Genomic DNA, 17,075 nt, shown 5'->3' with positions numbered 1-17,075 from the left:
CAGGCCGGCGAGATCGAGGTCGCCTCGGGCGAACGGGTGCTGAACTTCTGCGCCAACAATTATCTCGGCCTTGCCGATAGCGAGGAACTGGCCGAGGCCGGCAAGCGGGCGCTCGATCGCTACGGCTACGGCATGGCGTCGGTGCGCTTCATCTGCGGCACGCAGGAGGAGCACAAGCAGCTGGAGGCGCGCATCTCGTCCTTCCTGCGCATGGAGGACACGATCCTCTATTCCTCCTGCTTCGATGCCAATGGCGGCCTGTTCGAGACGCTGCTTGGCGAAGAGGACGCGATCATTTCCGACGCGCTCAACCATGCCTCGATCATCGATGGCGTGCGTCTGTCCAAGGCGAAGCGTTTTCGTTATGCCAATAACGACATGGCGGCGCTGGAGGAGGAATTGAAGAAGGCCGAGGGCGCCCGCTTCAAGCTGATCGCCACCGACGGCGTCTTTTCCATGGATGGCATCATCGCCAATCTGCAAGGGGTCTGCGATCTCGCCGAACAATACGGCGCCATGGTCATGGTCGATGACAGCCATGCGGTCGGCTTCGTCGGCAAACATGGCCGCGGCTCGGCGGAATATTGCGGCGTCGAGGGAAGGGTGGATATCATCACCGGCACGCTCGGCAAGGCGCTCGGCGGCGCCTCGGGCGGCTATACGTCGGCGAAGGCGGAGGTCGTCGACTGGCTGCGCCAGCGCTCGCGGCCCTATCTGTTTTCCAATACGCTCGCCCCGGTGATTGCCGCTGCGTCGCTCAAGGTGTTCGACCTCATCGACAACGGCGATGCCCTTCGCACACGGCTCGAGGCCAACGCCCTTCTGTTTCGCAGCGAAATGGGCAAGCTCGGCTTCACGCTGGCCGGCGAGGGCCATCCGATCATCCCGGTCATGCTCGGCGATGCCACGCTCGCCCAGGCCTTTGCGGCTCGGATGCTGGAAAAGGGCGTTTACGTCGTCGGCTTCGCCTTCCCCGTCGTCCCCAAGGGCCAGGCCCGCATCCGCACCCAGATGTCGGCCGCCCACAGCGAGGCCGATGTCCGGCGCGCGATTGCGGTGTTTGCGGAGGTGGGTCGGGAACTGGGCGTGATCTGAGGCGGCGGCTTTTACCCCCTCACCAAGCGCGTCCAGCGATCGGCTTTGCCTCTCGCGGACTTGCTATCCTCTCCCGCAAGGGGAGAGGTAGGGTGCCACAATCGCCGTTTCTCATATGAGGCAGGACGGTGCCACGAGTTTACCTCTCCCCTTGCGGGAGAGGATACGAAGGCCGGGTGAGCTTCAACGAACCCTTGGCCGAAGTTGGTGAGGGGTCTGCTCCACAGGCTCGAGTGAGGACATAGACAATGACCAATATGATGAAAGCCCTCGTCAAGTCCCGGCCGGAAGTGGGGCTGTGGATGGAGCATGTGCCGGTGCCCGAGCCGGGTCCGAACGACGTGCTGATCAAGGTGAAAAAATCCGCGATCTGCGGCACCGATGTGCATATCTGGAACTGGGACCAATGGGCGCAGAAGACCATTCCGGTGCCGATGGTGGTCGGCCATGAATTCTGCGGCGAGGTTGCCGAAATCGGCTCGGCCGTCACCAAGATCCATGTCGGCGCGCGCGTCTCGGGCGAGGGCCATCTGGTCTGCGGCACCTGCCGCAACTGCCGGGCGGGCAGGGGGCATCTGTGCCGCAACACGCTGGGCGTCGGCGTCCACCGGCCGGGCTCGTTCGCGGAATATGTCTGCATTCCGGAAGACAATGTCGTGCCGATCCCCGACGACGTGCCCGACGAGATCGCCGCGATCTTCGATCCCTTCGGCAATGCGGTGCATACGGCGCTGTCCTTCGATGTTGTCGGCGAGGACGTGCTGGTCACCGGCGCTGGGCCGATCGGCATCATGGGCGCCATGGTCGCCAAGCGCTCCGGCGCCCGCAAGGTGGTGATCACCGACATCAATCCGGTGCGCCTGGCGCTTGCCGAAAAGATGGGCGTGGATCATGTCGTCGATGCCTCCCGCGAAAATCTGTCCGATGTGATGAAACGCATCGGCATGACCGAGGGTTTTGATGTCGGGCTGGAAATGTCGGGTGCTGCACCGGCCTTCCGCGACATGATCGACAAGATGAACAATGGCGGCAAGATCGCCATTCTCGGCATCGCGCCGACGGGCTTCGAGATCGACTGGAACAAGGTGATCTTCAAGATGCTCAACCTGAAGGGCATCTATGGCCGCGAAATGTTCGAGACCTGGTACAAGATGATCGCCTTCGTGCAGGGCGGCCTCGACCTGTCGCCGCTGATCACCCACCGCATCGGCATCGACGGTTTCGCCGAAGGCTTTGCCGCCATGCGCTCGGGAAATTCCGGCAAGGTCGTCATGGATTGGTGAACNGCCGCTGATCACCCACCGCATCGGCATCGACGGTTTCGCCGAAGGCTTTGCCGCCATGCGCTCGGGAAATTCCGGCAAGGTCGTCATGGATTGGTGAACTGAGCCGCCAGCCGGAGGGCAGTCTGGCCGGCGCTTGCGGTCCGGCCAGCCTTGCTATTTCACCACTTCACGGGGGTAGACGCCCCAGAGTTTTCTCTGCGCCACATAGCCGCTCATCGCCTCGTTCCGCACCGTCACGCGGCACCACGTGCCGGTGCACTGCGCCACGTTCAAAAGCACGCCCGGCTGCATGCGGGCAATCAGGCCGGCGGTTTCGGCGGGCCGGCGGCGCAGCGCGGCCGTATCCTTCAGCCAGGGTGCGACGATGGCCGTGCGCCGGCTCGAAAGCAGCGCGCCGTGCATCCAGCCGGACGCGCCGGCATCGTCGCGCACCATCCGCCAGTTACCGAATTCCTCGATGATTTCGATCGGATGGCCGGGCGCGGTATAAAGCCAACGCACCGGATAATCCGTCGAAGGGCCGACGCGCATGCGGGCATGGTCGCTCTTCAGCGAAACATAGCGCGGCAAGGGCAGGCCCGTGGCGCGTCCCCTGTCGTGCCGCAGCACGGTCAGCGCTTTCGGCAGTTGCGCGGACTTCCGCGTGTCTGCAGCTTTCACAGTGTCGGCGGACTTCACCGTGTCAGCAGCCTTGACGCCGGAGGGCATGGCGATGAGGGCACACAAACCGACGAGCCAGCGCAGCCTCATTGGCAGCCATCCCCGTGCGATGATCGGTGGACGCCTCTGCTGCAGGCGGGCGTCAGTTGCATTTTTCCGCCTGTTTCAGGGCGGCCGTCACGCCAGCGAGCGAAAATCCGTAGCGCGTTTCCGTGCCGCGTTTCGAGGTCGCCTCGATGGTCAGCGTGCTGCCGGCCTTCATGGCATTGACGAATTCGCCTTCGCGGGCTTCGCGCTGCGTCCAGGCCGTCTTGCCACGCGGCGTCATGAAGAAGGTGTCGTCATCGACCTTCACCGTCACCTGCGATTTCGGCTTCAGTTCGTAGCCCATATGGGCCTGTGGCGCATAGGCGTGGCGATTGCCGGGCTTGGGCGCCACCAGCAGGAAATTGTCGCCGTGATTGACGTCGGAGGGGGCCATCTTCTGCGGCACGGTCAGCACGTAGCAGACCGTCTTGCCGTTGTCCTTGTAGGAATAGACGCCCCAATTGTCGAATTTCTTGACCATGGATGGCTGGGCCATGGCCGGCGCGGCGATGCATGCAAGCGCGATGGCGGCGAGGATTTGTCGTCTGATGGACATCTTGTCTCCGTCGGTCGTGTTGGAATGCCGCCCGGATGGGCGGACAGGAAGACATTGAAAAGGCGGATGGTTACCGCAAGGTAAATTTTCGCGCCCACAATCTCCTGCACATTGGTCGTGTGGCGGCGGCGTGGCGGCACGCAGCCCCGGTGTTGCGGTGTAGCCCCACCCCGGCCTCATCCGTCATCACAAGTCGATCACGATGCCGTTAGGTCGCTTCCCATGGGATTTGGCGCATGCGAAGGCAGGTCCGTCTTTCGACGAGCAAAGGGGTTCCCCGATTGAGTGATTCGATTTTGTCCCGCCGGCATGTGCTGAAGGCAGGTGGCGCTTTCGCCGTTCTTGGCCTTGCCGGCTGCAGCACGACCGCAATGCCGATCCGGCGTCCGGTCGAGGTCGCGCCGGTCGAGCTTGCCAGTGCGGCCAGCGAAATGTATGCGGCACGGCCCGACGAGCTCTTTCCGCTGCCGGCGGTTCCCTACCAGAAGATCCCGGCGCGGTTCCGCCGCCAATGGGTCGATAATCCGACAGGCGAGCGGCCCGGCACGCTGGTGGTCGATACCACCAATCATTTCCTCTACCTCACCTATGAGGGCGGCAAGGCGATGCGCTATGGCGTCGGTCTCGGCCGGGCCGGCTTCGAATGGGCTGGACGCGGCGTCATCCAGTACAAGCGCAAATGGCCGCGCTGGACGCCGCCCGACGAGATGGTGGCGCGCCAGCCCAAGCTCGAGCCCTACAGCATCGCCAATGGCGGCATGGATGCCGGACTCAGAAATCCGCTCGGTGCCCGCGCCCTCTATATCTTCAAGGATGGCGAAGACACGCTCTACCGCATCCACGGCTCGCCCGAATGGTGGACGATCGGCAAGTCGGTCTCCTCCGGCTGCGTCCGCATGGTCAACCAGGATGTCGTCGATCTCTATGACCGGGTGCCCAACCGCACCGCCATCGTGGTGATCGGCCAGGCCGCGGTCTAAAACCCTTTCCGGCTCGCCTTGCGGGCCGGAACATGGCATCTTCCCGGCGGGCGGGCTGGCCCCGCCTGGCATGGTCAATCCGAACAGGAGCGTTTGATGATCTATTCCGGAAGCTGTCACTGCGGCGCCATTGCCTTTGAGGTCGAGGCCGAGATTACCGAGGTCATGGACTGCAACTGCTCCATGTGCCGGCGCCGCGGTGCGCTCTTGGCTTTCGTGCCGCGTGACAGGCTGGTTCTGTCCACGCCGCCCGAAAGCCTTTCCACCTACCGTTTCAACAAGCGGGCGCTCAGCCACCATTTCTGTGCCACTTGCGGAATAGCCCCCTTCGGCGAGGGCGAGGGAAAGGACGGGCCTATGGCGGCGGTCAATGTGCGGTGCCTGCCGGACGTCGATCTCGAGGCGCTCAGCATCGTCAAGGTCGACGGCAAGCGATTTTGAAGAGGCATCGCCTCATCGATCGCCCGCCCCGCCCGGCTCTTGTCTTTTGATCCATAGTTCCTACATTCCCACCATGAAGCTGAATCTTTGACGGGATCGGCTCTATTCGGCGTTTTTTGGCGATTTACAGGGTTTTTCGCCGGAAATGCTTGACGGGACCGAAAATTGTGGGAATCACCATTTCTGATGCAGAAGGTGAAATGGGTACGGCGGATTCGACCATCATGCGGATGATGTCCAAACGGCGCTGCTGTCGCAGCTTGCCGATGGAGCGCGGTGCGGACCGTGGTTAATCCGGAATTAAAGTTCATCCCGCTAGGTCAGGGGTAATGATTCGCGGTGAGGGCGGTTTACTCCGCTCGTGCCGACAAGGGATTTGACCTCGAAAAGGTCTGCACCACTCACGCGGTGAGTGCTGTTCAAGGAAAGCGACGATTTAAATGGCAACCAAAGTCAAAGAGAACGAAGAAGCAGAAGGCGAACGCGAAGGCGCTCCGGACGGCCCGCTTCTCGATCTCTCCGATGACGCGGTCAAGAAGATGATCAAGGCCGCCAAGAAGCGCGGCTATGTGACGATGGACGAGCTGAACTCCGTCCTGCCGTCCGAAGAGGTGACCTCCGAGCAGATCGAGGACACGATGGCGATGCTGTCCGACATGGGCATCAATGTCGTCGAGGACGAGGAAGCCGAGGAAGGCACCGCCGCCGCCGAGGAAGAGGATGGCGAAGCCGACAGCGAAAGCGAGGGCGGCGAGCTTGCCCCTTCGAGCGGCACGGCGCTTGCCACCGCCAAGAAGAAGGAGCCGACCGATCGTACCGACGATCCGGTCCGGATGTATCTGCGCGAAATGGGCTCGGTCGAGCTTCTGTCGCGCGAGGGCGAAATCGCCATTGCCAAGCGCATCGAGGCCGGCCGCGAGACGATGATCGCGGGCCTCTGCGAAAGCCCCCTGACCTTCCAGGCGATCATCATCTGGCGCGACGAACTGAACGAGGGCAATACGCTCTTGCGCGAGATCATCGATCTCGAGACCACCTATTCCGGTCCGGAAGCGAAGGCCGCGCCGCAGTTCCAGTCGCCCGAGAAGATCGAGGCCGACCGCAAGGCGGCCGAGGAGAAGGAAAAGACCCGCCGTTCGCGCGCCAGCGACGACGACATCACCAATGTCGGCGGCGAGGGCCTGCCGCCGGAGGAAGAGGAAGAGGACGACGACGAATCGAACCTCTCGCTCGCCGCCATGGAAGCGGAACTGCGCCCGCAGGTCATGGAAACGCTCGACACCATCGCCGAGACCTACAAGAAGCTCAGGAAGCTGCAGGACCAGCAGGTCGAAGCCCGCCTTGCCGCCACCGGCACCCTGTCGCCGGCCCAGGAGCGCCGCTACAAGGAGCTGAAGGACGAGCTGATCACGGCCGTCAAGTCGCTGTCGCTCAACCAGAACCGCGTCGATAGCCTGGTGGAGCAGCTCTACGACATCAACAAGCGCCTCGTGCAGAACGAGGGCCGCCTGCTGCGTCTCGCCGAAAGCTACGGCGTCAAGCGTGACTCGTTCCTCGAGCAATATTCCGGCGCCGAGCTTGATCCGAACTGGATGAAGTCCATCGCCAACCTGGCCGCCAAGGGCTGGAAGGAATTCGCCAAGAACGAGAATACGATGATCCGCAACCTCCGCGCCGAGATCCAGAATCTCGCCACGGAAACCGGCATCTCGATCTTCGAATTCCGCCGCATCGTCCATATGGTTCAGAAGGGCGAGCGCGAAGCCCGCATCGCCAAGAAGGAAATGGTCGAGGCAAACTTGCGTCTCGTCATCTCGATCGCCAAGAAATACACCAATCGCGGCCTGCAGTTCCTCGACCTGATCCAGGAAGGCAATATCGGCCTGATGAAGGCGGTGGACAAGTTCGAGTACCGTCGTGGCTACAAGTTCTCGACCTACGCGACCTGGTGGATTCGCCAGGCGATCACCCGCTCGATCGCCGACCAGGCCCGCACCATCCGCATCCCGGTCCACATGATCGAGACGATCAACAAGATCGTGCGCACTTCGCGCCAGATGCTGCACGAGATCGGCCGCGAGCCGACGCCTGAAGAACTGGCCGAAAAGCTCGCCATGCCGCTCGAAAAGGTCCGCAAGGTCCTGAAGATCGCCAAGGAGCCGATCTCGCTCGAAACCCCTGTGGGCGACGAGGAAGATTCGCATCTGGGCGATTTCATCGAGGACAAGAACGCGCTCCTGCCGATCGACGCCGCCATCCAGGCGAACCTGCGCGAAACCACCACCCGGGTTCTCGCCTCGCTCACCCCGCGCGAGGAGCGCGTGCTCCGCATGCGCTTCGGCATCGGCATGAACACCGACCATACGCTCGAAGAAGTCGGCCAGCAGTTCTCGGTCACCCGCGAACGTATCCGCCAGATCGAGGCCAAGGCGCTGCGCAAGCTCAAGCATCCGAGCCGGAGCCGCAAGCTCAGAAGCTTCCTCGACAGCTGAGGGAACCGCAGGTTGGTCGTTGAGGACGTTTATCCGATCAGACCCGGCCTGACAGGCCGGATCTGTTTGACTGGCCGGGTCGGTCCGCTGGCAAACGCTCAGGCTTCTCGCTGGATGATCGCCCCTCCTATTTGATCTTTCTCGCCCTTGTGGCGGGGATCCGGCGACCCGCTGCCGTCGGGTCAAGAGAGCCTTCAGCCCAGGGACTCGGCTGGCTGGATGTCTGTGACACGAATAGGAATGACGGAGGAGAAAGGGCCGCGTGCCAAGCCGCCTGAGCTGACTAACCGCGTCCTGCCGCGCAAAAAAATCCCGCCGAGGCGGGATTTCGTTTTTCCAGGGCCTGTTCGCCCCGCTACTCCTGCTTGATCGCGAAAGTGACGGTGACGGTGACGTTATAGCTGTTCTCCCCCGTCGCGATCGGAACGGCGTCGGCGGCGGCAAATTCCTTGGCCATGCTGCGCATCATCGGCACGGGCTCCGGACGGGAGGGCGTTTCAGAAATATCGACGACGCGGCCGAGCGAGACGCCGGCGGCTTCAGCCAGCACCTTGGCTTTGGCGATCGCATCGCTCACCGCCTTCTTGCGGGCCTCGGTCACCGTCGCCTCCGGCGCGTCATTGGTGAATTCGATGCCGCCGCCCTGGTTGATGCCGAGGGTCACCGACTGGTCGATGATCTCGCCGAGCTTGGCAAGGTCGCGGACCCGGACGGTGAGCGTATTGGCCACCTGGTATCCGGTCAGCACCGGCTGGCGGTTTCCGCCATCGCTGTTGTCGGGATATTGATATTGCGGATTGACGGCGAAACCCGAGGTCTGCAAGTCGCGCTCAGCGATACCGGCGCCCTTCAGGGCGTTGAGGACATCGGCCATCGCCTTGTTATTGGCGTCGAGCGCCTCACGTGCTGTCTTGGCATCCTTGACGACGCTCAAGGAAAGGATCGCCATGTCCGGCGCCACGCTCGCACGGCCTTCGCCGGCCACGGTGATCAACGCCTCGCGCGGAACGGCGTCATGGGCAAGGGCGGATGTGCTGGCGATGCCCGCAAGCGCGAGTGCCAGGACGGCGGTTCTCAGGTTGCGGGGAAAGGGGCTCTGCTTCATGGATGGGTTCTCTCCGGTTCAATGCGTCGCTGCCGATGTCTTGGCCATCGCCAATGTCTTGGTCATTGCCAATGTCTTGGCCATTGATTGTGTAGGGATTGCGGCGGCGGCTTGTGGGAAAAGGCGTTTTCCGCTAGAGCCACTCCACCCGCCCTCTACCATTGGTCGGCGGGACACCGGCACGTACCGGTCAAGGGCCTGTAGCTCAATGGTTAGAGCCGGCGGCTCATAACCGCTTGGTTGGGGGTTCGAGTCCCTCCGGGCCCACCAAATTTTAACGATTTCAATTAGTTGCAGAACGGTTAGCCAGTGAGGTTAGCCAATAGGTTAGCCAGCTGGTTTCAGAGTGCGAAACTTCCTGGTGACGCGGCTCATCCCGTCCTTGGCGAGTCGGCGTTGCTCTGCTTCCCGGCTGTAGAGTTCGGCATGCTCGATATCGTCATGGCCGAGTGTCTCCATCAGCTGGCGCGTCGAGGCTCCCGATTCAGCGAGCATCTTGCCGAGCGTCTTGCGCAGGCCATGCAAGGTGCAGCCCGGCGGCATGCCCGCAAGCTTCGTCCAGTGGGCCATGGTGCCGGTCAGAGATTTTTCCGAGAAGGGCTCGCCGTAGGCGGTAATCAGCGGGTACTTCTTGTCGCGGGGGAGCGGGTCGAGAATGTCTCGGAGCATGGGTGTCAGCGGCAGGACAAGAACCTTACCGCCTTTTACCTGCTCGATCGTCACGATGTTCTGGCGGAAATCGAACCACGACCATTCCACGCGCGCCACGTCCGACCGCCGATTGCCGAGCCAAAGCGCCAGGCCGTATGCGGTTCGGGCGGCCGAGCCGATCGGCCATCGCGCTTCGAACTGGGCGCGCTCTGCCTCGGTCCAAGCGCGCCAGCCCTTGTAGGCCGGCTTATAGGCCATCTTCCATGTCGGGTCCGCTTCGATCCATTCCTCGTCTAGGGCCGCGTAGATCATCTTCCGGATCGTCACCAGCAGGTGCTTGCCCTTGTGCGGCGTCGCGCTGTAGCGGGCGAGGATGTCCTTGACGTGCCGGCGCTTGAGGTCGGCGACACGCATATCGCCCCACTGTGCAGGGTCGTCGGGGATAACGGGCAGTTCCAGAAACTCCGTGGCGAGGCGGATATTCTTTGCCTTGGTGGCTGGATCGTGCGCGAGCCACTCGGGGGATGAGAGCACACGGCGCCAAGCGGCCCGGAAGGTCGCCGGCAGCGCGGCGCCCGGCATGGCGAGGATCTTGGCAGGCTGAACCTTGCGACCCTCGCAGGCGGCCTCGTATGTCGCCTCGAAGGCCGGCTCGCCCGGCTGACCTGGAATAGGGATGGTCTTCCCCGCGCGCCGGTATCGCCAGCGCCGCGTATTGTGGCGGTCCAGGAAGGAAGAGAGATAGGGGCGGCGATCAGTGTCCTCGGTCATAGTGGTGACAGTAGGCCGATCAGGCTCGGCGTGACAAGAGTTCGTCGATGCGATTGCCTCCGTCCTCCGGCAGGTCAGAGAAAGCGCCGTCCAGCGCGATGCGATCCCAAATCACGCGCCCGTCGACCTTCTTCGGCTTAGGCATGAGGCGGCGCGCGACCATGTCGTCAAACTTGGTCGTGCCGACCCCAACATAGCGGGCGGCCTCCTCTCGGCTCATACCGCGCGGGGCGTAGGAAATATGATCAGGAGCCCTAGCACTCACCTGGCAGCCCTCCTGATCGTGTCGGCTACATCCGCGCAAGTCTCGGGCGGCAGCATGAAAAATCCCAGCGCACCGCGGCAGGGGATCAGGGGCAGGGGGAAGGCGTCCCGCAGCACGAAGCCGTAGCGGCCGAAGAACCAGTTGCTTTGCATCTGCGTGACGCAATCGACGATACGCGCCATGCCGACGACGCCACCTCGCGGCATGGCCATCTGGAGTTCGTCGTCTTTATCGATCTCGGATTTCGATATGCTGGCGTGCACGATGAACCAGCCACGGCCCTTCGTCGGCCAGTCGCGGTTCTCGACATCCTTGCCATCGTGGAAGATGTGATGCGGATAGGGCTGCTTGATGCTCAAGGACCTGATGCTGCCGTCTGCGACGCGGCGGGCGAGCGAGATGTAATCGACGTCAGGCATGGGCGCTCACCTCCGGAAAACCGTTGTGCTCGATGCCATCCAGCAGGCGGCCTGCCTCGGCCTTGGTGACGCGCAGCATATAGGGGCCATTGGCATCCGAGCAGGGGCGAAAATTCCCCCACTGCTTGAACAGGTAGGGGATGTCGGCGGCTGCGCACTGGTCACGCAAAGACCTCGGCCAGAGCGGGTTCATGGGGCGGGCGTCTCCGCCGCTCTCGCCGCCGGCGACGATCCAGTCGAGAGTTGGTTGCTCCCAGGACTTCAGGCTGTTCCACAGCGGGTTCGGCATGAACTCCGGAATGTAGATCGGCCCGAGCAACGGCTCGGCACTGATCCAGCGGATGGCGGCCGGCGTTTCGAGCAGGATCGGGATGCGTTCCTCGGCGCGCTTCTGGTCTTCGACCGAGACGCCGAGCCAGACATTGGGCAGCGGCCATTCGGTCAGGCAATAGAGATCATCGGGCCGCATGGCTCTCGCGTTTTCGATGATCGCCATCATCGGGCCGGGCAGCTCCTGGCGGTGGCACGTGAGATAGTCGCGCATGCGTTCCGGCCTCTTGGTCAGCACCTGAAAGGTGTGCTGGGGAGCGAGCGCCATGACGGCGAAGATCTGGTCGAGCCAGGCGTCTTGCACTCCCTCGGCGAACAGGTCGCCATGGGCGCAGACGAAAATCATGCGCGGCTTTTTCCAGCGCAGGGGCTGGTCGAGCCAGCCGGGATTGAAGCGGACCTCGCCGGTCCAGACCGGGCCGGCCTTGCTGTCACGTGTAAGGCCAGCGCGGCTGGGATGATGTTTTAGGCGGGTGCCTGCCCACTTCATGGCATAGCAGTTGGTGCAGCCGGGGGAGACGACGGAACAGCCGGTGATCGGGTTCCAGGTGGCGTCCGTCCATTCGATCTTGGTTCCATCAGCCATCGTCACGCTCCCCCGTTTGGGGCAGCGCGTATAGAGGCTGGCACTCGCAGCCCTCGCGGTGAAGATAATCTGCGCCGCCGCCCGCCGGAAGCAGTGACCATTCCTCCGGATCGTCACCTTTGACGCGGACCCGCCATGCAACCGGTTCCATGTTGGCCGCGCGCTCGCTGTGCGCCATATCCGTTGCCTCATTGCGCCCATCGCGAAGGCCCCGCTCGTAGCCAAGGTTCTCGGCTGCTTCTGCATTCTCGCGCGTCCGGCCTTCCAGTCGGCGGAAGGCTGTCCAGCCGTCTGTGCCTTCCTCATGCATTGCGAAGAGAGCTTTTCGCGTCTCCTCCTCGGCGCGACGGAGGGCTTCAAGCATACTCATTTCGGCTCCTGCCTTGATTTGGCAGGCTGGTTCGCTGCATTCGGTCTCGCCGAAGTGCATTCGGGCGGCGTGCTCGCTTGTGAACATCTCTTCGCAGTGGAAGCATCGCCAATATGGCTTCTGGTCAGCGCGCTGGGATAGGGCATGGAACGCGTTGATGACGTCGGCTGCCTGAGATTTGGCGTCATCCAAAGCGTTGTGCGCAACGCCGATGCCGGTCTGTGCGGTTGTGCCGCTCATGTCGAGCAATGTGCGAACATCCCTGGGCGTGCGGTAGTGCCACGGGATGGCTGCATCGCAGATCCGCAAAGTGGCCTCAAGCAGCACGAGATCGAACGACGGCGGCTTTGCCCAGACGCGCGAAGCATCGATGCGGCGCACATATGCGCTGAAGTCATTCAAGACTTCGACGAGCGGCCGTTCGCCGGCAAAAGCTGCGCCGCGAGCGTCTTCCGACTGTGTCATCCACCATTTCAGGGTGGATACGTCCACGGTGAGCCCGGCGCCGACCGCAGTCTGCGGATCAATAGCGGCATAGAACTCTTCGCCAAATTCTCCCGATACAGCCTCAAACGCCACCGCGCCGATGCTGAGGATCACGCTGCCGGGAGCCGTGCCGAGCGTCTCGATGTCTATCATCAGATCTTTCATGATCAAGCCCTCCCGCTCTGCGCGGCCTGGCCTTCGAAGCGCGCGGTGATTTCCTTGAGGGCGGCCAGGATGTCTCTGCGGTCGCAGTTGGAAACATAGTTGGTACGGTTTCCGGCCTCGCCGTCCTTGGCGAAGATCAAGAGCACGAAGCCGAACTGTTTTTCTGCGGGCAGGGGCCGGCCGTTGATTGCCTCGTCGATCGCCTGCGCCATTGCCTGCATGAGGTCTTTGGTGTGGCTGTCTGTCATCACAAGAACCTCACGCCGGTGACAGGGAAGGCGCGGCGCTGGTCGGCGTTGGCGATGGTGTAGAAATCGACGAAATCGCCATGGGTGACCGGGCGCAGCCAGAAATTGGAGATCACGGCTCCGCCGGCCTCGTCGATGATTTCGCGGGCGTCGCTGGCGTATTCAGGCGAGAGATCGGCGAAGGCCTTGACGATGGCATCCTCTGCGTCGCCGGCCAGCTGGAACGGGTTGACATGGCCGCGCACGAAGGCGGCGAAGGGTTCGCCCTCCTCGGTGACCAGCGCCTGCCAGGCGAGCGTATCGTGTTCAAGAACGGCTGCTTGCATCGGGGTTCTCCTTGAGGCGTTTGATCTTCTTGACGAAACCGCCCGGATGGGCGCCGCGGGCCTTGCGCTCGGCAATGAGCGGATGGGCGACGCGGTAATCGAGTGTCTTGCCGTCGTGGAAATGGACGCGGAACCAGTGCTTCCCGGCTTCAGCCGCGCCCGCCGTCACCTCGATCATGGCCGGCCCTCAAGGGCTGCGACGTGCATCGAGACACGGGGAAGGGAGTGGCGGACGCGGCGCAGCTCCGAACCGAACACCACCGTGCGGGTGACGATGATGCGGCGCTCGTCCTCGACGAGGCGTGCCAGCCGCTCCTCCTCGCGCCATTTGCGGGCCTCATCGGTGATGGTGTTGCAGACGGCGCTGTAGGACAGGGACAGTTCGCGGGCGATCTCATGGCGGCCCATGCCGGCCATGAAGCGGGTCCGGACCGCGTCGACCTTGTCGCCCGCAACGCCAAAACCTCTCAGCATGACGACGTGTTTCAGCATGCCGCTGGGGCGGCGCATATATTCGCTCTTGGACATGGTGTGTTCCTTGGATCTTGCTCTGTGGCAAAAGGAGCGGCCGGCCTGTGCGGGCCGCTCCCTCAAGACCGGGCGCTATCAGGCGCCGGTCATTTCCGGACTGCCTTCGAATTTCGGCAGGCCAGTTTTATCAGCGGCAGTTTCGAGATCGGTGCGGACCTGTTCGGTGATGTAGCGATCGGGCCTGTAAAGCTGGCAGATCCAGGTGAGCGCGCCTTCGCGCAGGCGGTAGCGCAACCGCACCGGAATGCGGGTCGTCTCGCCCATGAAGAACGGGGCGATCTGCAGGACGAACACGCCGGGCACCATGAGCGGCTCGCCGCCGGCGGTCTTGTGATCTTCCTCGAACATAATCTGGCTTTCGCCGCTCTGCAGCTTGACCGCCTGCTTGACGCGGGTTTCGGCGTTGATCTGCAGGCCGCGCGACAGCTGGACGATGTCATTGGGGAAGCCGACCTTGGCGCCGAACATTTTTTCGTAATCTTCCGACTCGGCCATGTCTGGCGACGAGAGATCGGCGATGTGGTCCTCGATGAATTCGGCGAAGATCGCCTGGTTCATGCTCTTGCCGTCGATCGCCAGCCAGGCTTTCCATTCCTCCGACAGCGGGAACTTATAGTGGATGCGGTGCTTGCCATTGTCCGGGCTGTCGGCGTTGTGGTAGTCGATGACAGCCGTCATGGCGGGCTTCGTCCAGTCCGTCTCGGCGAAGATCACGCTGTTTCCCAGCTTATGGAGTTCGACCAGTTCGATGAACGATTCGAGCGTTTCAGCGCGGGCCGTGCCGGTCTTGCGCTCCGGGCGGGTGCGCCAGGGGGCGAGCTGGTCATAGAGGCCGGTGACCTTGCCGGTTTCCGGATGCACCAGGACGGGCACGAAGGACGGCAGGCCGTTGATCTTTTCCGGCAGAGAGACCGAGACCATCTGCGAGCCGGTGCATCTTGCGAGGGCGGCGACGGCTTCGACCGCGCCTTTGTCGAGAGTTTCCACGGGATTTCCTTTCGTGGGTTGGGAGTGGCTTGGACTGGAAAGAGGCTATTGCGCCTGGCGTTCGCCTTCGGTCGACGAGACCGCGCGGGTGGTGAACATGTCGTGCTGGCGCGGATGCTCGGTCGAAAGCGCGCCGTCCTCGACGACCCAGAAAACCGAATTCTTGCGCGGGCGTTTGGGCGTGGTCGACGAAAAGTCGACGCCGATGGTGACCATGCCGTCCTTGACGGCGAAGGCCAGCTTGAGGGTCGTCGAGCCCTTGAAGGTGGCGTGCGGGTTTTCGTCCGACATTTCGGTGAGCTTGGCGAGCGTGTCGCCGACCTCGCCGGACAGAGCAGGATTGAGCTGGCCGTTTTCAAGCAGGCCGACGATCTGGCTGAAGTCGCGGATCTTCTTCATGGATGGGGTTCCTTGTTCAGGCCAGCCAGCGCAAAGCGCTGTAGGCGGCGAGCGTGATGGTTGCGATGGTGATGACGCCGCAGAGATAGCCGCAGACGAAATCGGTCTGGCGTTCGGCCCTCGCCATTGTCTCCAGCTTGCCGGCATCACGGCTGGCGGGCAGGACGAAATAGGGGCCGCGCAGGATTGGCGCGCGCTCGACGGGGCGGGTCATACCAGCACCGTCACGGTGTAGTAGGTGAGGGCCGCCCATGCCGTGAGGCAAAGGCCGGCGATGGCGACCAAGAGCAGGGTTGCCACTCGACGGGTCAGGGCGTCGTCGTCCTGATCGATCTCGGCGGCGACTTCGTTCATGAAGGGCGAGCGCTTCGCCCGATCATGGCGGGTCAGGGGAACGGGCGGGCGCTTCTCCATCGGATCAGGCCGCCTGATCGACGGGCACGCGAACGCGCGGCTTGCCGTTCTGTCGCTGATAAGCTTCGGCGCGTGCGTCGTCGGCCACGCTGTCCAAGTCAGTCTGAGTGATCCCGATGAGGCTTTTGATGTTCTCGGCGGTGGCGTTGGGCTCCAGCCGGATCATGGCCTCGGCGACGGCCTCGACCTTCTGCTGACGGGTGGCGTTGGAAAGCAAGTTCTTGAGCATTTCTGTTTCTCCGAGGGTTTTTGGGGGCCTCGAAGGTTTCGCGGGTCTCGCTCACGCCTCGACGGCTGAGGCGAATAATATGCGTATACGTATAATAGTCAACAAAGAAAATACGCGAACGCATTACGACGACGCATCATGCGTATATCGGCGCATAAAAAAGCCCGCCGGGTTAGCGGCAGGCTGACTAAAATCAATTGGGAAACTTACTAGCTTCCCAAGCCTAGGCGGCCTTGAATGCCGCCCCGTCGCTCCAGCCGTCGAACGGACGTTTTCGGCAGAGCGGCAAATATCTCTCCGATCCATTCAAGGCCAACATCGTGGATGGGTTCCGCGTTGAACGAATGCAGATCTATATTGCCGCCGCTCCTGATGATCGTTTTTATGAAGCGGCGACCGTCATCGGTGCGAACGGCAGCTTCCAGGCCGTAGAAATATTCCAGCGGTCTCTTCTGCTCGCGATAGCAGACGACAACGTGTCCCTCGCGATACACGGGGAGCATTGAAATGCCTCTGACCTCAAACGCTATCAGGTCATCCTCAAGTTCGAATGGAATCCAGATCTGATCAAGGCCGTCAGACGGGGTTTGCTCGAACTCGGGCTGAATTTCGGCGCCGGCACCGATGAATCCCATGATAGGAACAATTGTGCCGCTACGCTCGCGCGGGCCGTCGTCAACGATCCGCTCGTAAAGTTCATTGATGGCATCGCGGCGCTGGCCTTCCGGTTCCGAGCCAGAAAACCAGCGGCTCACCGTGGCCTGTGTGACGTTCAACGTCTCTGCCAGCTGCGCCTGCTTCCAGCCGCTAGCCTTTATAATCGCACGCAATTTTTGCTCGATACTTGTCATGGCCGTCACCGTAACGACAGCAGCGCGGAATGAAAAATACGATCACGCATATTATGCGCATTGATTTTAATGCGTATGCGTATAATATTCGCGGCATGAACGCTCTCAGGAACATTCGCATCAATGTCTTTGGTGTCACGCAAGCCGAGTTCTCGGTGATTGCCGGCGTAACGCAAGCCACGGTTTCGCGGTGGGAAAATGGTGTCGGCCCTTCGCTGGACGATATGCTGGCCATCCGCGCCGCTGCGCTGGCACGGGCGTTGCCCTGGGATGACAGCTTCTTCTTTGAGCGTCCGAAGGAGGCTGCCGAATGATGCGCCTCCGGTTTTCCATTCCCGTCGTCTC

Annotated in this window: 24 protein-coding genes and 1 tRNA gene; 7 read left to right on the top strand and 18 right to left on the bottom strand. The window is 62.4% G+C overall.

Annotated elements, in window-relative coordinates:
- Both ASD31_RS03310 and tdh read left to right on the top strand, forming a co-directional pair.
- Window positions 1–1,095 (top strand): glycine C-acetyltransferase (locus ASD31_RS03310; RefSeq protein WP_056329201.1); only part of this gene is annotated, 1,095 nt, incomplete at its 5' end.
- Between the two features lie 248 nt (window positions 1,096–1,343).
- Complete coding sequence (tdh, locus tag ASD31_RS03305) at window positions 1,344–2,378, top strand: L-threonine 3-dehydrogenase (RefSeq protein ID WP_056329199.1); 1,035 nt, start codon at window positions 1,344–1,346, stop codon at window positions 2,376–2,378.
- 156 nt (window positions 2,379–2,534) lie between these two features.
- Here the strand turns inward: tdh and ASD31_RS03300 are convergent, their stop codons facing one another.
- Both ASD31_RS03300 and ASD31_RS03295 read right to left on the bottom strand, forming a co-directional pair.
- Window positions 2,535–3,131 (bottom strand): SH3 domain-containing protein, encoded by a 597-nt coding sequence (locus tag ASD31_RS03300; RefSeq protein ID WP_244483739.1) that lies wholly within the window; start codon window positions 3,129–3,131, stop codon window positions 2,535–2,537.
- 52 nt (window positions 3,132–3,183) lie between these two features.
- Entirely contained in the window at window positions 3,184–3,684 is a 501-nt protein-coding gene (locus ASD31_RS03295; RefSeq protein WP_056329196.1) for an invasion associated locus B family protein, read from the bottom strand.
- Window positions 3,685–3,965: 281 nt separating this feature from the next.
- Here ASD31_RS03295 and ASD31_RS03290 point away from each other — a divergent pair, with 281 nt between their 5' ends.
- From ASD31_RS03290 to rpoD, 3 genes are all read left to right on the top strand, one after another.
- Window positions 3,966–4,664, top strand: a complete 699-nt coding sequence (locus ASD31_RS03290; protein ID WP_082520382.1) for a L,D-transpeptidase — start codon at window positions 3,966–3,968, stop codon at window positions 4,662–4,664.
- 96 nt (window positions 4,665–4,760) lie between these two features.
- Window positions 4,761–5,105 (top strand): GFA family protein, encoded by a 345-nt coding sequence (locus ASD31_RS03285; RefSeq protein ID WP_056329193.1) that lies wholly within the window; start codon window positions 4,761–4,763, stop codon window positions 5,103–5,105.
- Between the two features lie 440 nt (window positions 5,106–5,545).
- Complete coding sequence (gene rpoD / locus ASD31_RS03280) at window positions 5,546–7,597, top strand: RNA polymerase sigma factor RpoD (RefSeq protein WP_056329190.1); 2,052 nt, start codon at window positions 5,546–5,548, stop codon at window positions 7,595–7,597.
- A 355-nt stretch (window positions 7,598–7,952) separates the two neighbouring features.
- On the opposite strand, the gene ASD31_RS03275 is transcribed toward rpoD, so the two are convergent.
- On the bottom strand, window positions 7,953–8,702 hold the full coding sequence (locus ASD31_RS03275) for an SIMPL domain-containing protein (RefSeq protein WP_056329188.1): 750 nt from the start codon (window positions 8,700–8,702) through the stop codon (window positions 7,953–7,955).
- A 194-nt stretch (window positions 8,703–8,896) separates the two neighbouring features.
- Between ASD31_RS03275 and ASD31_RS03270 the strand changes: the two genes are divergently transcribed.
- Window positions 8,897–8,972 (top strand) — tRNA-Ile (locus ASD31_RS03270).
- A 57-nt stretch (window positions 8,973–9,029) separates the two neighbouring features.
- Here ASD31_RS03270 and ASD31_RS03265 read toward each other — a convergent pair.
- The 15 genes from ASD31_RS03265 to ASD31_RS03195 form a co-directional block, all read right to left on the bottom strand.
- Window positions 9,030–10,124, bottom strand: coding sequence for a tyrosine-type recombinase/integrase (locus tag ASD31_RS03265; protein ID WP_056329185.1), 1,095 nt, complete (start codon window positions 10,122–10,124; stop codon window positions 9,030–9,032).
- Between the two features lie 19 nt (window positions 10,125–10,143).
- Window positions 10,144–10,344, bottom strand: a complete 201-nt coding sequence (locus ASD31_RS03260; RefSeq protein WP_056329182.1) for a hypothetical protein — start codon at window positions 10,342–10,344, stop codon at window positions 10,144–10,146.
- Window positions 10,345–10,385: 41 nt separating this feature from the next.
- Window positions 10,386–10,808, bottom strand: a complete 423-nt coding sequence (locus ASD31_RS03255; RefSeq protein WP_056329179.1) for a hypothetical protein — start codon at window positions 10,806–10,808, stop codon at window positions 10,386–10,388.
- Window positions 10,801–11,724 carry a phage Gp37/Gp68 family protein gene (locus ASD31_RS03250; protein WP_056329177.1) on the bottom strand — a complete coding sequence of 308 codons (924 nt, stop codon included), beginning with the start codon at window positions 11,722–11,724 and terminating at the stop codon, window positions 10,801–10,803. The genes ASD31_RS03255 and ASD31_RS03250 overlap by 8 nt, the downstream gene beginning before the upstream one ends.
- A complete protein-coding gene (locus ASD31_RS03245) occupies window positions 11,717–12,745 on the bottom strand; it encodes a 3'-5' exonuclease (RefSeq protein ID WP_056329175.1) in 1,029 nt (342 codons plus the stop codon). Before ASD31_RS03245 ends, ASD31_RS03250 begins: the two co-directional genes overlap by 8 nt.
- A gap of 2 nt (window positions 12,746–12,747) precedes the next feature.
- Complete coding sequence (locus ASD31_RS03240) at window positions 12,748–12,996, bottom strand: hypothetical protein (protein ID WP_156392475.1); 249 nt, start codon at window positions 12,994–12,996, stop codon at window positions 12,748–12,750.
- Window positions 12,993–13,319, bottom strand: a complete 327-nt coding sequence (locus ASD31_RS03235; RefSeq protein WP_056329171.1) for a hypothetical protein — start codon at window positions 13,317–13,319, stop codon at window positions 12,993–12,995. Before ASD31_RS03235 ends, ASD31_RS03240 begins: the two co-directional genes overlap by 4 nt.
- Complete coding sequence (locus tag ASD31_RS03230) at window positions 13,300–13,497, bottom strand: hypothetical protein (RefSeq protein WP_056329168.1); 198 nt, start codon at window positions 13,495–13,497, stop codon at window positions 13,300–13,302. The genes ASD31_RS03235 and ASD31_RS03230 overlap by 20 nt, the downstream gene beginning before the upstream one ends.
- Entirely contained in the window at window positions 13,494–13,847 is a 354-nt protein-coding gene (locus ASD31_RS03225) for a hypothetical protein (RefSeq protein WP_056329167.1), read from the bottom strand. The genes ASD31_RS03230 and ASD31_RS03225 overlap by 4 nt, the downstream gene beginning before the upstream one ends.
- 78 nt (window positions 13,848–13,925) lie before the next feature.
- Entirely contained in the window at window positions 13,926–14,837 is a 912-nt protein-coding gene (locus tag ASD31_RS03220) for a DUF2303 family protein (RefSeq protein ID WP_056329164.1), read from the bottom strand.
- Between the two features lie 45 nt (window positions 14,838–14,882).
- The gene (locus tag ASD31_RS03215) at window positions 14,883–15,236 is read right to left on the bottom strand and encodes a hypothetical protein (protein WP_056329162.1); all 354 of its coding nucleotides are present in this window, start codon (window positions 15,234–15,236) and stop codon (window positions 14,883–14,885) included.
- A 16-nt stretch (window positions 15,237–15,252) separates the two neighbouring features.
- Window positions 15,253–15,450, bottom strand: coding sequence for a hypothetical protein (locus tag ASD31_RS03210; protein WP_056329159.1), 198 nt, complete (start codon window positions 15,448–15,450; stop codon window positions 15,253–15,255).
- A complete protein-coding gene (locus ASD31_RS03205) occupies window positions 15,447–15,650 on the bottom strand; it encodes a hypothetical protein (RefSeq protein ID WP_056329157.1) in 204 nt (67 codons plus the stop codon). The genes ASD31_RS03210 and ASD31_RS03205 overlap by 4 nt, the downstream gene beginning before the upstream one ends.
- Before the next feature lie 4 nt (window positions 15,651–15,654).
- The gene (locus ASD31_RS03200; RefSeq protein WP_056329154.1) at window positions 15,655–15,879 is read right to left on the bottom strand and encodes a hypothetical protein; all 225 of its coding nucleotides are present in this window, start codon (window positions 15,877–15,879) and stop codon (window positions 15,655–15,657) included.
- A 209-nt stretch (window positions 15,880–16,088) separates the two neighbouring features.
- Window positions 16,089–16,730, bottom strand: a complete 642-nt coding sequence (locus ASD31_RS03195) for a helix-turn-helix transcriptional regulator (protein WP_056329153.1) — start codon at window positions 16,728–16,730, stop codon at window positions 16,089–16,091.
- A 29-nt stretch (window positions 16,731–16,759) separates the two neighbouring features.
- Between ASD31_RS03195 and ASD31_RS03190 the strand changes: the two genes are divergently transcribed.
- A complete protein-coding gene (locus ASD31_RS03190; RefSeq protein WP_056329150.1) occupies window positions 16,760–17,044 on the top strand; it encodes a helix-turn-helix domain-containing protein in 285 nt (94 codons plus the stop codon).
- The last annotated feature ends 31 nt before the right edge of the window (window positions 17,045–17,075 follow it).

The sequence above is a fragment of the Rhizobium sp. Root482 genome, assembly GCF_001426565.1.
In the GTDB taxonomy this organism is placed as follows: Bacteria; Pseudomonadota; Alphaproteobacteria; order Rhizobiales; family Rhizobiaceae; genus Pararhizobium.
This window is presented reverse-complemented; position numbering and strand designations above follow the sequence as displayed.